The organism is Mucilaginibacter terrae, from assembly GCF_042679325.1.
Taxonomy (GTDB): Bacteria; Bacteroidota; Bacteroidia; order Sphingobacteriales; family Sphingobacteriaceae; genus Mucilaginibacter; species Mucilaginibacter terrae.
The window spans coordinates 131049-144722 of sequence record NZ_JBHTMJ010000008.1; the positions used below are offsets into that span (position 1 = coordinate 131049).

Genomic DNA, 13674 nt, shown 5'->3' on the forward strand with positions numbered 1-13674 from the left:
TAACAAATATAATATCAAACGCCCTCCCTCCCGGGGAGGGTTGGGAGGGGCAATATGCAACAGATAACAACCGAATGGCTCAAAGGTATTGAAGTACTGAAAGACGTACCCGATGAACAGTTGCAATGGCTGATTGATAATAGCAGTCATTATATTTTAAACGATGGCGATTACCTGTTCGAGAAAGATAAGCCTATTAACGGTACGCATTTCATTGTATCGGGCAAGGTGCGTTTATATATTACCCAAAACGGCGTTAGGCGCGAACTCGTGAACATGTTGTCGCTCGATATAACCGGTTACTTACCTTATTCGCGCGGTAAAATTGCTCAAGTAAATGGCGATGCAGTTGGCGATACGCAAATCATGACCTTTCCTGTAGAAAAGGTGATGGATATGATCAAAAATTATTTTGAGCTAACCCAGGCGCTGGTAAGTGTGATGAGCAACCGCGTACGCGAATCTACCGCTTTGTTACAGCAAAACGAAAAGATGATGGCTTTGGGAAAACTCTCGGCGGGTTTAGCGCACGAGTTAAATAACCCGGCAGCTTCTATTGTGCGTAATGCTTCCTCTTTAAAACAGCACCTGCTGGCGCAACCCGAAATGTTTGCCAAACTGGTAGCCGTGCAAATGGATGTTAACAAAGTAGGTACCGTTAAAGAAAAAATAAAACATATCCTCGAAAATAAGGGTAAAGTTAAGCTAACCCTGCGCCAGCGTAACCAGCAGGAAGATGAACTGGCAGATTGGTTTGATAAACACGGTATTGAAAACGGTTACAACATGGCCGAAAACTTTGTAGAACAGGGTTTTGAAGCTAATGACCTGGGTGCTATTTTTCAGTGCATGGATCAAAGAACGGCATCGCCGGTATTTGGCTGGATCCACGATACGCTCGTATCAGAAAAAATGGTGGCCGATATTCATGATGCCTCACAGCGCATTGCCGATTTAATTAGTTCCATTAAAACATTTACCCACATGGACCGCGGGGCCGACCGCCAGTTTGCGCATGTTGATACCGGAATACGCAATACACTTACTATGCTCAATCATAAAATAAAGGCCGGCAATATTACTGTAAGCGAAGAATATGATACAAACTTACCTGAAGTAAAAATGCTGGTAGGCGAGCTTAATCAGGTATGGACCAATTTAATAGATAATGCTATAGATGCTATGGAGGAACATGGCAAAGGCCATTTGCATATTAAAACACGCCAAGATAGGGACTTTGCCGAAATTACCATAACCGACGATGGCCCCGGAATACCGCCCGATGTACAAAACCGCATCTTCGACCCTTTTTTTACCACTAAGGAAATGGGAAAAGGCACAGGTATGGGGCTGGAAGTGGTTCAGCGTATTATTAAGCAACAGCACCAGGGATCAATTAAGGTGAACAGCAGGCCCGGCCATACCCAGTTTATTGTTTGCATCCCTATTAATAATTAAATGATGCATAACCGGTACTAATGCAATTTTTTAAACCGGTTGAAGTATAAATGTACAACAGATAACAACCTGAATTTACCACTAATTAAAGTTTTTAAACAGATGAGCCGCCCTATCATATTTGCCATTGACGATGATCCGCAGGTATTGCGGGCTATAAGTCGCGATTTGAGATCGCACTATGGCAAAGAATATAAAATAATGAATACCGAATCGGTGCAGGAAGCGCTGGAAACATTAGTAGAGATCAAGAACGCGGGAGATGTAGTGGCTATCTTCATTAGCGACCAGCGCATGCCCGAAATGCCTGGCGTGGATTTTTTACAAAAGGCTATTCAAATTTATCCTGAAGCCAAGCGGATTTTGTTAACAGCCTATTCGGATACCGATGCGGCTATAAAAGCTATTAACGATGTAGGTTTGGATTACTACCTCATGAAACCCTGGGACCCGCCAGAGGAAAAATTATACCCGGTTATAAACGAATTGCTGGACGATTGGCATACCCATTATATACCCGTATTTAAAGGTGTGAAGCTGATAGGCTACCAGTTTTCGCCGCAATCGCACACCATTAAAGATTATTTGGGCAGTAATTTGATCCCTTACCAGTTTTTGGATATTGAACGGAACGAAGAAGGTAAAAATCTTTACAAAGTTAACAACCTTTGTGCCGATCAGTTGCCAGTTGTTTTCTTTGAAGATGGCAGCTACCAGGTTAAACCGTCTATATCAAACATTGCCGAAAAAATGGGCACCGGCACACAGCTCACCAACGAAATTTACGATGTAGTGATCATAGGCGCAGGCCCTGCCGGGTTAGCGGCCTCGGTATATGGAGCATCCGAAGGGTTAAAAACATTATTGATTGAGCGGAGGGCACCCGGAGGACAAGCAGGTTCCAGCTCACGGATCGAGAACTATCTCGGTTTTCCGGCAGGTTTAAGCGGTGCCGATCTTACACACCGGGCTATAACACAAGCTAAACGCCTGGGTGCCGAGTTCTTGTCACCACACACTGTACATGACATTCAGGAACGCGATGGTTACAAATATATCATCCTGGATAACGGGTCGGAAATTATCAGCCGTTCTATAGTAATTACAACTGGTGTTGATTATCGCAAATTAGAGGTTGAGGGTGTAGATAAATTTACCGGTGCAGGCATTTACTACGGTGCTGCCATAACCGAAGCCTCAGCCTGTAAGGATAAGGAAGTGTATATAATAGGCGGCGGCAACTCGGCTGGCCAGGCGGCTATGTACCTGTCTAAATTCGCTAAAAACGTGTACATTATTATCCGTAAGGAAAGTCTGTTGGCAACCATGTCGGCTTACCTGATAGACCAGATAGGCGATACGCCAGGCATACAAGTGTTACCCTTTACAGAGGTTATTGAAGCCAAAGGTGAAAACTGTTTAGAAACCCTTACGCTAATTAATGTAAATACAAAGGAGACAGTTACCAAGGAAGCCAGCGCGCTCTACATTTTTATCGGGGCTAAACCTTATACCGATTGGATACAAATGGGCATTATTAAAAATAAAGGCAACTTCATTGAAACCGGCCGCGACCTGAACAGTTACGAAACTTTTGCCAAAGGCTGGAAACTCAAGCGGGATCCGTTTTTATTAGAGACCAGTTGTCCGGGTATTTTTGCCGCCGGAGATGTGCGAGCCGGAGCCATGAACCGGGTAGCTTCGGCAGTGGGTGAGGGGTCTATGGCTATCAGTTTTGTACACAAATACCTGGCCGAGGTTTAATGCGGTTTTATGAAGAAAAATATAATTATTTGAGGTTTTTTGAAATTATTTAAAGCTTAATGCGACGAAAGTTAAAGTGTTTATTCCTGTAAGGAGTAATTTAAAGATTTATTTTCGGGTTGGGATGATTATTTTAGATATTATGGAGACGGAAGAAGTATAACCAACTTACAATCCCGAAAAATAATCATATCCCAGTTCGGCCCAATAATCAGGCGGACGCTCATTACTGAAAAACAATGTGCCTATTCGCTTCAAATTCTTAATGCCATATTTGGTAGGGATAATTAACCGCAATGGTGCGCCGTGTTCTGCAGATAGCAATTTACCGCTTACTTCGTAACACAATAACGTTTGCGGGTGTAGCGCACTGGGCATATCAATACCTACATAATACTTTTTATCGGGGGTGTGCAAGCCAATGTAAGGCATTTTGGCTTGCTCGGTTAAGCCATAATGGTTTATAAAATCACTAAATTTTACACCTCCCCAATGGCTGATCTGGCTCCAGCCTTCCACGCATTTAAACTCGAAAGCAAATTCGGTTTTGGGAAGTTTGCGCAACTCATTTAAGTTAATTTTTAGAGTATTAGTTGCATTTTTCACCACGTTAAGCTGCCAATTATCAATTTTTACATCAGCTATACCCAGTTTGCCATTTATGCGTGGCTTCAAAACAGCTTGGTATTTAGGATAGGTACGGGCCAAACGTTTAGAGTTTACCAAACCTTCAAATACACGGCCGTTGGCATCTAAAACTTGTCTTAATGGCGCACGGGCACCGGCGGTAGCATCGGCAATGGTTTCTTTAGGGGCAAGGTAAAGTTTATCCCAGCCCCAATAGGCCAGGGCGCTACCCGCCACAAAAGTCAGCGACGATAAAAAAGTGCGACGATTTACCTTGACCTTATCGTACGGTTCAACGCCGGTAAGTTCCTGCTGCTTTAAGTCTTCAGGTTGCTTTTTCATCCTCGGTTTGTTTAGCTATAATTTTGGCTGTAAGGGTATCGGTTACTTCAAACCCCCTAATCATGCTTATGAAGTTTTGCCAACCCGCTAAAAGCACTTGTATAATATGGATCACAAAAAACAGGCAATAGCCAATAGTAAGCGTAAAATGGATAATGCGCGCTGTTTGATAGCCGCCACAAATAAAAAGCAACCAATTAAATTGAATAGGTTTGTAAATGGCTATACCGGTTAGTAGGGAGCCTAAGCCCATTACTATAACAGCCGTGTAGGCAATACGCTGTGCGGCGTTGTATTTATTTTGCGGTGGTGCTGTTTTCCGCAAATGCAAGTCGTGGAGTAATACCAGCCAGGCTTCGCGCCACGAACTTTTTTTAGGCAACAGGTAACGCCATTCGCCCGAAATTATAGTGTACAGCACATACAAAAATCCGTTAATCGCAAACAGCCACATAAACACAAAGTGAAAGGCCATACCCTCGGCCAAGCGGCGTTTAATATGGTATTTTTGATAGAATTCTTCGGGGAAAAACTTGAAAAAAGTATGTCCAAACAGTTTAATGGCATACGGATCATACGCCCAATAAATGAGCAAACCACTCCATATCATAATAGCCAGCAACGGAAAGTTAAGCCAGTGAAACCAGCGGATAGCTAAGGGATGCTTGTTTACAATATGTTTCATTGGCTTTTTACAAATAACGTTATAATTGTTATAAATTTCAGGATTGTATTAGTAATTTACTCAAGAAGCATTTACTCTTGAACCTAAAAAGCCCTGACATGAAAAACATATCAGGGCTTTAATTCAATAACGAATAATGTTAATCTATATCCAGTTTTCCTTCAATAGAATCATCCAGGGTTTTGCCTAAAGCGGCACCAACTAATTGTTTTGCAAAAGCAATAGCATTACCGTGTTTATTATCCCAATAATAACCTTCTGTAGGTTCTACTTTAATAACGGTAATGCGTGGGTCATCTACACCTTCGGTAAACCAGGTTTTCAATATCGGTTCCCATAGTTCTTTGATCTTTTCCTTGTCCTTGCTTATTTCGGCTATCCCGTAAATGTTCAGGAAGTCGGAATACGACGACCCCTGGAACAGCAGATGTACAAAAGGATCATGGCTTATTTCTTCGTTTTTATGACTGTCATCAGCACTTAAAAACCAGAAATTACCCTCATCGTCAATTTGTTGAACTGCCATAGGACGTGTGGAAAACGGCAGACCGGTTTTAATATTAGAGCAAAAAAAGCAGCTGGCTTTATCTGCCATATCTTTAATTCTTTTTCTAGCCTCTTCACCCTGTAAGTTTTTAAAGTTATCTTCGGGTTGTTGCTGGTTAATGCTATCCATGGTAATATATTTTGTATTGGTAAATGCTTATGAATAACCCTTGGAAAAACTTTTTGTGTGAAATATTTTAAGAATAGTTGAGTAGTGAGTGGTTGAGTAGTTTAAAAAAGTATTATTAGATAAAACAACCACCTGCATTAGCAATTCCCCTTACTGACTACTGACTACTGACTACTGACTACTGACTACTGACTACTGACTACTGACTACTGACTACTGACTACTGACTACTGACTACTGACTACTGACTACTGACTACTGACTACTGACTACTGACTACGCCAGTTCCCGTAACGCCTCAAAATCTATTTTTTTCAAGGGGAAGCGTTCGGCATGGCTCAGGATCATGTTGTGCATGTAATCGTTGCCCGGGTAAGGTGTTAAATAGTTTTTTAACTGCGATAATGAGTTGGCCTCAAAGTAATGTGAAATGTAGCCCATGCCGTACAAACGGCCTTTTTCAATTAAAATGCAGCTATGCTCATCTTCTTTGCGGCCTTCATCCCTAATGGCAAAGGTAGGTAAGGCTTGTTTTAAACCATCAATGGCCTGCTGAACTTTGCTGTTGTAATCGTATGCACTTTCATAACCGGTACAGGCACAGCGTTCCTGCCCTATACTGGTGCAAGTATCACTATTGGTTTGAATGAAGCAAAATTTAGGACAAAGGTTATAAACCTCCACCAAACGCACTAACAGGTTGCGGCCGTCAATTAAAGATCCGCAGGTATGCACCGGGGTAGAATACTTGCGGCGTTTATCAACCGCTATACGCAGGTAACCGCGCTGGTCCTCATAAGTATATAGCCCAAAGTTAAATTCCAGCTTTTTTTGCGACCGGTTAAATTTTGGCCACAAGCGTTTGATTTCCACCGCTTCGGTAAGTAGCGCCATGAGTTCGGTACCACATTCCTGGTAGCTGATCTGGTGGATGTCGCGCATAAAATCCTGGCGTTGTGCGCCGGTATTGTTACCGCTGAAATGGCTATCTACCCGTTTACGGATGTTTACTGCTTTGCCCACATATACTACCTTTCCTTTATTATCGTGAAAGTAATAAACACCCGGAGTGGATGGAAGCTTATCAATAAACTTGCGATGCAAATTTGGTGGCAATACCTTTTCTTTAGAGCGTTGTTTAAGGGCGTCGGTAATGTGGTTGTCCTTGTCGCTGTTGAGGAGCAGGGTAAATAGTTCGGCTGTGGCATCGGCATCACCCGCGGCACGGTGACGGGCCGAGTTACCTATGCTTAACTGATGGCATAGTTTTCCTAAGCTGTAGGAGGTCATACCCGGTATAATTTTGCGGCTCAGGCGAACCGTGCAAAGCTTATTGCATTGCAGATCGTAGCCTGCAGCAGCCAGGTGGTGCTTTACAAATGAATGATCGAAGTTGACGTTATGGGCCACAAAAATCTGGCCTTGCAGCAGGTGATATATATCGTACGCAACCTCCTTAAAGTAGGGAGCTTGCTGCACCATATCGTTACTAATGCCGGTTAGGGCTTGTATATAAACCGGTATATCTTTACCCGGATTAACGAGCGTTTGATAGCGTTGCACTACCTCGTTCCCGTCATGAATACAAATGGCTATTTCGGTTATACCGTTAGCGCTGGCATGCCCGCCCGTGGTCTCAATATCAACAATCGCATACATCTCACTTCAAAATTAAAGAAAAATAATGATGCTAATATTGTTAGCGATAAATTTATTTTGGATCTGAATTTACTGAATTGGTGAATTAACAAAAATTGTATTATACAAAAATTCGGTTCATTCTAAAATTCAGTAAATTTAGATTCTGACAATTACAATTTCACCTTGCTCGAAATACCGGTAACACACAAGCCCATTACGGCTATTAATATAAAACTCATGCGTAAGCTAAAGGCCTGGGCCACAAAACCAATTACTGGCGGACCAATTAAAAAGCCCACAAAGCCAATAGTGGAAACTGCGGCTAAAGCCATACCCGGCGACATGGTTTTTGAGCGGCCAGCCACGCTGTAAACCATAGGAACTACCGATGAAACACCAAAGCCTACTAACAAAAATCCCAGCATGGCGGTGTACAGGTGCGGAAATATTACGGCTACCATTAAACCCGATGCCGTAAGCAAACCGCTTAATTGCAAAATCTGCTTTAAGCCAAAGCGGGCGGCAAACCAATCGGCTACAAAGCGGCCCATGGCCATAGTACACATAAAACAAGTGTAACCGGCACCCATCCAGGCACCTTCAGCATTTAAAACTTTTTTAAAGTAAATCACGCTCCAGTCGAACATAGCACCCTCACAAATGAGTGAGCAAAAGGCTATAATACCTAACTTAATCAACGGCCTGTCGGGTAGCACAAATGCAGGGCCAACTTCGGCCGGTGTGCTATCGTCCAGCAAATAACGCTGGCAAATAGCCAAGCCAATCATAATAGCTGTAAATATCAACACAAAATGATGTAAAGGGATTATGCTTTTACCAATCATTAAGGTGCCGATGGCAGCACCACCAAAGCCCGCTAAACTCCATAAACCATGAAAGGATGCCATAATGGGTTTGCCGTAAATTTTTTCGGTAGCCACGGCTTGTGTGTTCACGGCTATATTAACTGTATTACTGGCGAAACCATAAAGTACCATGCAGGTAATTAACAAGGGAACGGTTGGTGCAGCACCCAAACCAACCAGTGCTATTGCATATACAAGTAAGCCAATTATAGCCAGTTTACGGCTGCCAATATGCGAAATAAACCATCCGGCGAAGGGTAGCGAAAGCATTAAACCTACGGGTATGGAAAACAGAATAGCGCCTAAACCAGCATCGGATAAGTGCAGCGTTTGCTGTATGGTAGCAATACGCGATGCCCAGCTGGCGAATATTAAACCCGGAAGAAAAAATATGGCACCTACGGCTAATCTTAAATACTGTTTGGGATAAGAAAGGGAAACAACTTGTTCGCTCATACCTGTAATGCTAATTAGGGGTAAGCATGTGAAAGTACAAATATTAAATCAATAGAATTGGTTTATTGCCAATTGTTAAATGAAATTGACTATATGATGGTAATATCGCAAATTATGGAATGGTGATTTCGAGTGACTGGTAAGTATGGGCGCTGAAATACCCCAGTGCATTGTTACTTAAATTAGATGGGGGATTGCCCGGAGTTGTGCCACCGCCCGGGCCACCACGCCTTTGCTGCCTTAAAGTGTACCAAAAATTAAATATGTTCTTATCTATATCCTGAATTTCTACTTCGGCTTTATCACCGGGTTTTAGTTCATCTTCTTCATTATCGTCGTCACCATCGGGGTATAGTTCTTCCTTAATTATATTTCCATCGGTCAGGCGGTCATCTTGAGCGTAAATGCGGTTGCTTTGTTTGCCATTAATGCGCAAAATGTACCGGTACTGGTTTGCAACACCTCGTGGGTCGGTAAAGTTAACGGCTACCAGTTTGCGGGTAGTGCTACCAAAGGTTACCTGCGATAAGCTTAACGAATCGACCTTAACCACAGGCGGCATCAAAGAGCTGCCTGTAAAATTTTGGTCACCCACCGTAACATTAAGTGTATAAGTACGACCGGGTTGCCCACGCATAGGCACTAACGAATATAATCCCGGGGTGGTTTCATTAAACCGCCAGGAGTTGCCTGCATTGTCGTTCACGGTTACAATGGCACCCGATACGGAAGGATATAAATTGGTACTGGTGTAGGCTACCGAACGGCTTATTTTTACATATTGCGTGTTACGGATATTGGTGATATCGCCTTCAATTACCAGTTGCGATGATGACGTGTTTACGTCGATCTCTACCACTTTTTGGCAGGAAACAAAGGCCACTGACACCGCTATAAACCACAAATAATGCTTAAAATTCTTCATCGAGTTTCATTAAAATTTAAAATTCCATGTTATGGAGGGAATAATGCCGAATAATGCTGTTTGTACCGCTTCTGTTCTGGTTGGGTCGCCCGGCACATCCTGAAAATCTATAGAGTAGGGGTTCTTTCGGTTCAAAGCATTGTACAACCCAAATGACCAGCTTGAACGGAAACGCTTGCCGTTATCCTTGCCTTCCAGCGTAGCACTCAAATCCAGCCGGCTGGTGTAAGGCAGGCGATTAGCGTTTCGCTCGGTGTAAAAGAAGGTGGTAAGGCCACCCACCTGGTATTTGCCGGCTGGGTAAGTTACGGCATTGCCCGTACTGTAAATATAATTGCCCGAGAACGTCCAGCGTTTTCCGGCTTTGTAGATGCCAACCAGGGCCAGGTCGTGTGTACGGTCTTGCCGGGCGGCAAAATAATTACCATTGTTTAGCCCGTCAAATTTGCGCTCCGTGCGCGATAGGGTATAGCTGATCCAGCCGTTGAGTTTACCTGTCCTTTTTTTGGCGTAAAGTTCTAAACCGTAAGCACGCCCCTTGCCAAAAAGTAGTTGCGATTCTACATTAGCATTGGCAATTAAGCGGGCAGCATTCTTGTACTCAATTTGGTTTTGCATACTTTTGTAATATATCTCGCCCGAAAACTCGTAGGTATTGTCTTTAATGTTCTTAAAGTATCCCAAAGCTACCTGATCTGCAATTTCGGGACGGATGTTGTTACTGCTCATTACATACTGATCGGTAGGGGAACTGGAACCCGAGTTTGACAGGATATGGATATTTTGCGTATTGCGGTTGTAGGAGGCTTTTACCGAGTTTTCGTCATTAAAAACATAACTGGCCGAAAATCGCGGCTCCAGGTTAAAGTAGTTACGCACTACCTTGCCACTGCCATAAGCAGATGACGATACAATGTTGCCACCTGCATCAAAGCTGTTAAATGTACCCGGACCTAACAAGCTGAACAAACTAACCCGCATTCCATAAAGCAAATTTAAGTGCGAATTCACTACATACTCGTCCGATACGTAAGCCGATGTTTCCAAGCCGTAACGGTTCTCGATAGATAGTGGATTAAAGCTGGAACCGGCACTGGTACTGATATCGGATGGGGCTATGCGGTGATGAGTGGCCTGAACACCGAAACGCAGGGTATGTGCATTGCTGAAGTATTGAAAATCTTGCTTAATGTTATAATCGCGGATGAGGGAGGTAGCCGTAAAATTGTTAACATCATCCAGCAATTTGATAGTGTAATTGTATTTATTATATATAAGCGATGTGTTAGAGAAAAGGCGACTGTTAAAAATATGGTTCCAGCGCAAGGTGCCGGTTGTATTACCCCAGTCGTTTTCAAAAAGGTCTTTAATGCCGATGTTGTCCTGACCGAAGTAACCCGAAAGATACACCGTATTTTTATCGTCGAACTTGTAATTTACCTTGGCATTCAAATCATAAAAATTGAGCGTGTTTCCCTTAATAGCCGTATCTGGCGATGCTTTCAGCAGCAAATCAATATAAGTGCGTCGTCCGCTGATCATGAAAGAGCTTTTGCCCTTTACCAGCGGGCCTTCTAATTTAAGGCGCGAAGAGATCAATCCTAAGCCGCCCTGCATACTAAACTGCTTGTTGTTTCCGTCGTCCATTTTTACATCCAGCACGGATGATAACCTGCCGCCATATTGTGCCGGCATGCCGCCCTTATAAAGTTCTACATTTTTAATAGCATCGGCGTTAAAGGTGGAAAAAAAACCCAGCAGGTGAGAGGAGTTGTAAACCGTAGCCTCATCCAGCAAAATCAGATTCTGGTCGGAGGCGCCACCACGTACAAAGAAGCCGGTATTGCCTTCACCGCCCGATTTTACACCCGGTAGTAATTGTATGGTTTTTAAAACATCTTTTTCGCCAAATAAAACGGGGATATTGTCCAGCAATTTCATATCCAGTTGTTCTACACCCATTTGAGCGCTACGCACGTTTTCGTTTTTGCGTTCACCTGCACGCACTACCACCTCTTTTAATTCTGCACCGGCCTGTAATTCTAAATTTAAAATGGTGTTTTTAGTAAGGCTAATGGTTTGGGTTATGGGTTGGTAGCTAATGTAACTTATCGTTAATGTGTAATTTCCCTCGGCACTGGTAAGTGAGTAAAAACCATAAGCATTAGTAGCAGTGCCTATACGGTTGGTGCCAGCTTCAATTTTCACCGAAGCGCCAATGAGTGTTTCGCCGGTAGCCGCATCTCTAACCGTACCGCTGAGCGTGAACCGCTTTTGTGCAAATGCAGGCAAACTGCAAAAAAGATATAAGGAGCAAAAAAGGGAAAGTAAAATTTTAGATCGCATGCAATTTATAAAGTGGGCCACGCAAAGGTAATAAAATAGTATAAACACCATTTTGCCTTAACACCAATGCTTTAACAGCTGAAATTAGAAAATATTGTAGTAGCCCCTCCCAACCCTCCCCGGGAGGCAGGCTTTTGGTCAGCAATGCAGTAATAGTAATTGCGTTTTATTATTAGTTTTGCCAAACATACTTATATAAAAACCCGCCCTACCGGGGAGGGTTGGGAGGGGTTTTATGCATACAATAAAAAAAATTCATGAGGCGGTTTATTCGCCCATTGCCGATCTGGTAACTTACCGTGCGCTTCCTACAGCTTCGGTTGAATACATCGACCCGTTCTTGTTTTTAAACCATCACGGGCCACAGGTTTATGCGCCGAATAACAACGGTCTGCCTTTTGGTCCGCACCCACATCGGGGTATGGAAACGGTAACATTTATTTTAACAGGCGATATTGCCCATAAAGACAGCAGCGGCAACGAAAGCGTAATTAAAGCAGGCGGTGTACAGTGGATGCGTGCCGGGCGTGGGTTGATCCATGCCGAAATCTCATCGGATGAGTTTAAACGGGAGGGAGGCCCGCTCGAAATTTTGCAGTTGTGGGTAAACTTACCCGCTAAGCTCAAGATGGCTGATCCCTATTATATAGGTAAACAACGGGAAGAAATTCCTGTACTGCAACTCAACGAAGGAAAGATCACTGCACAACTGATTTCGGGCGAATGGAAAGAAGTGAAAGGTGCCTTTGAATCGTTTAACGGTGTATTTTTAAGTACCCTGTATTTAAAGCCAGGTGCCGAGCTGGAAGTAAGTATCCCAGAGGCACATAATATTTTCTTTTATGTAATTAGCGGCGAGATCAACGTTAACGGTACTTCTGTTAGTTCGCTACATTTAGCCGAGTTTAACCACAATGGAGATACGCTAACCATCAGTACTAAAACTGATAGCGTATTGCTACTGGGCCATGCCATGCCTTTTAATGAGCCGGTAGTATCGCAAGGTCCGTTTGTAATGAATACGCAACAAGAAATTTCGCAAGCCTACCAGGATTACCGGGAGGGTAAGTTTGGAAGCTGGGAAGAGTAAGCTCCCTGATGTGCAGATGGGTTTAAATGTGCGGATGAGTAGATGTGCAAATATGCAGATAGAACGCTCACCTTATATGTGCACACCTGCATATTTATTCATTTGCACATTAATGGCGTCATCTGTATTAAATGAAAACAAACCTGATCGATTACCTGCTCTTTTTCAAACCCCGGCCAGGGTTCGTAGTAACACCCATTATTATTGATATTAATTTTGGTGTTTTTTTTCTTATGGTTATTGCCGGGTTGGGTTTTAATGAATTTAAGGCTGCCGATTTGCTGGCTTGGGGAGGCAATTACAGGCCATACACCATGGGCGGACAATGGTGGCGGTTGCTGACCAGTATTTTTTTGCATGGGGGTATCGGGCATGTGGGCATGAATATGATTTTCCTATTTTTTACAGGCCTGTTCCTGGAGCCTGTAATAGGTTCGGGGAGATATTTGGCGGCTTATTTTTTTACCGGTACAGCAGCTGGAGTGGGCAGTATGCTTTGGTATTCGGCTGTAAGTGTGGGCGCATCGGGAGCTATATTTGGTTTAATGGGTGTTTGTATTTCTCTGCTTATTTCGCCCATTATAAATTGGAGCGCAACTAAAATAGTGATAGGTATTGCAGTAATATTTATGGTGTACTACTACCTTTATGGCTTTAACAGCGGTATAGATAATGTAGCCCACATAGTTGGTATTATAAGCGGGATGTTTACAGGTTATTTGTTTTACCCCGCGGTTAAACAACGCCGTATGGTACGTTAAATTTGACAATATCCTTAATACAATCGTGACGTGAAAA

Annotated in this window: 11 protein-coding genes; 4 read left to right on the forward strand and 7 right to left on the reverse strand. The window is 43.1% G+C overall.

The features are described 5' to 3' along the window. The first annotated feature begins 54 nt into the window (after positions 1-54). Together ACFQ3S_RS07600 and ACFQ3S_RS07605 are read left to right on the forward strand one after the other, a co-directional pair. Positions 55-1458 carry an ATP-binding protein gene (locus ACFQ3S_RS07600; RefSeq protein WP_377162933.1) on the forward strand — a complete coding sequence of 468 codons (1404 nt, stop codon included), beginning with the start codon at positions 55-57 and terminating at the stop codon, positions 1456-1458. A gap of 102 nt (positions 1459-1560) precedes the next feature. Beyond that, positions 1561-3222 carry an FAD-dependent oxidoreductase gene (locus ACFQ3S_RS07605; protein ID WP_377162935.1) on the forward strand — a complete coding sequence of 554 codons (1662 nt, stop codon included), beginning with the start codon at positions 1561-1563 and terminating at the stop codon, positions 3220-3222. Positions 3223-3390: 168 nt separating this feature from the next. Here ACFQ3S_RS07605 and ACFQ3S_RS07610 read toward each other — a convergent pair whose 3' ends face one another. The 7 genes from ACFQ3S_RS07610 to ACFQ3S_RS07640 form a co-directional block, all read right to left on the reverse strand. Continuing rightward, positions 3391-4191 (reverse strand): molybdopterin-dependent oxidoreductase, encoded by an 801-nt coding sequence (locus ACFQ3S_RS07610; RefSeq protein WP_377162937.1) that lies wholly within the window; start codon positions 4189-4191, stop codon positions 3391-3393. Then, a complete protein-coding gene (locus tag ACFQ3S_RS07615; RefSeq protein WP_377162939.1) occupies positions 4175-4876 on the reverse strand; it encodes a cytochrome b/b6 domain-containing protein in 702 nt (233 codons plus the stop codon). Before ACFQ3S_RS07615 ends, ACFQ3S_RS07610 begins: the two co-directional genes overlap by 17 nt. 139 nt (positions 4877-5015) lie before the next feature. After that, a complete protein-coding gene (locus ACFQ3S_RS07620; protein WP_377162941.1) occupies positions 5016-5552 on the reverse strand; it encodes a pyridoxamine 5'-phosphate oxidase family protein in 537 nt (178 codons plus the stop codon). A gap of 276 nt (positions 5553-5828) precedes the next feature. Next, positions 5829-7211, reverse strand: a complete 1383-nt coding sequence (locus tag ACFQ3S_RS07625; RefSeq protein ID WP_377162943.1) for an exonuclease domain-containing protein — start codon at positions 7209-7211, stop codon at positions 5829-5831. Positions 7212-7363: 152 nt separating this feature from the next. Continuing rightward, complete coding sequence (locus ACFQ3S_RS07630) at positions 7364-8515, reverse strand: MFS transporter (protein WP_377162945.1); 1152 nt, start codon at positions 8513-8515, stop codon at positions 7364-7366. Between the two features lie 112 nt (positions 8516-8627). Further along, complete coding sequence (locus ACFQ3S_RS07635; RefSeq protein WP_377162947.1) at positions 8628-9440, reverse strand: DUF4249 domain-containing protein; 813 nt, start codon at positions 9438-9440, stop codon at positions 8628-8630. 9 nt (positions 9441-9449) lie between these two features. After that, positions 9450-11786 carry a TonB-dependent receptor gene (locus ACFQ3S_RS07640; protein ID WP_377162949.1) on the reverse strand — a complete coding sequence of 779 codons (2337 nt, stop codon included), beginning with the start codon at positions 11784-11786 and terminating at the stop codon, positions 9450-9452. A 235-nt stretch (positions 11787-12021) separates the two neighbouring features. Between ACFQ3S_RS07640 and ACFQ3S_RS07645 the strand changes: the two genes are divergently transcribed. Both ACFQ3S_RS07645 and ACFQ3S_RS07650 read left to right on the forward strand, forming a co-directional pair. Then, positions 12022-12876 (forward strand): pirin family protein, encoded by an 855-nt coding sequence (locus ACFQ3S_RS07645; protein ID WP_377162951.1) that lies wholly within the window; start codon positions 12022-12024, stop codon positions 12874-12876. Positions 12877-13007: 131 nt separating this feature from the next. Next, entirely contained in the window at positions 13008-13637 is a 630-nt protein-coding gene (locus ACFQ3S_RS07650) for a rhomboid family intramembrane serine protease (RefSeq protein ID WP_377162953.1), read from the forward strand. The last annotated feature ends 37 nt before the right edge of the window (positions 13638-13674 follow it).

Coding starts and splice junctions, on each gene's coding strand:
- ACFQ3S_RS07615 (WP_377162939.1), bottom strand. CDS start 4,876: ATGAAACATATTGTAAACAAGCATCCCTTAGCTATCCGCTGGTTTCAC.
- ACFQ3S_RS07620 (WP_377162941.1), bottom strand. CDS start 5,552: ATGGATAGCATTAACCAGCAACAACCCGAAGATAACTTTAAAAACTTA.
- ACFQ3S_RS07600 (WP_377162933.1), top strand. CDS start 55: ATGCAACAGATAACAACCGAATGGCTCAAAGGTATTGAAGTACTGAAA.
- ACFQ3S_RS07650 (WP_377162953.1), top strand. CDS start 13,008: ATGAAAACAAACCTGATCGATTACCTGCTCTTTTTCAAACCCCGGCCA.
- ACFQ3S_RS07640 (WP_377162949.1), bottom strand. CDS start 11,786: ATGCGATCTAAAATTTTACTTTCCCTTTTTTGCTCCTTATATCTTTTT.
- ACFQ3S_RS07610 (WP_377162937.1), bottom strand. CDS start 4,191: ATGAAAAAGCAACCTGAAGACTTAAAGCAGCAGGAACTTACCGGCGTT.
- ACFQ3S_RS07605 (WP_377162935.1), top strand. CDS start 1,561: ATGAGCCGCCCTATCATATTTGCCATTGACGATGATCCGCAGGTATTG.
- ACFQ3S_RS07635 (WP_377162947.1), bottom strand. CDS start 9,440: ATGAAGAATTTTAAGCATTATTTGTGGTTTATAGCGGTGTCAGTGGCC.
- ACFQ3S_RS07645 (WP_377162951.1), top strand. CDS start 12,022: ATGCATACAATAAAAAAAATTCATGAGGCGGTTTATTCGCCCATTGCC.
- ACFQ3S_RS07625 (WP_377162943.1), bottom strand. CDS start 7,211: ATGTATGCGATTGTTGATATTGAGACCACGGGCGGGCATGCCAGCGCT.
- ACFQ3S_RS07630 (WP_377162945.1), bottom strand. CDS start 8,515: ATGAGCGAACAAGTTGTTTCCCTTTCTTATCCCAAACAGTATTTAAGA.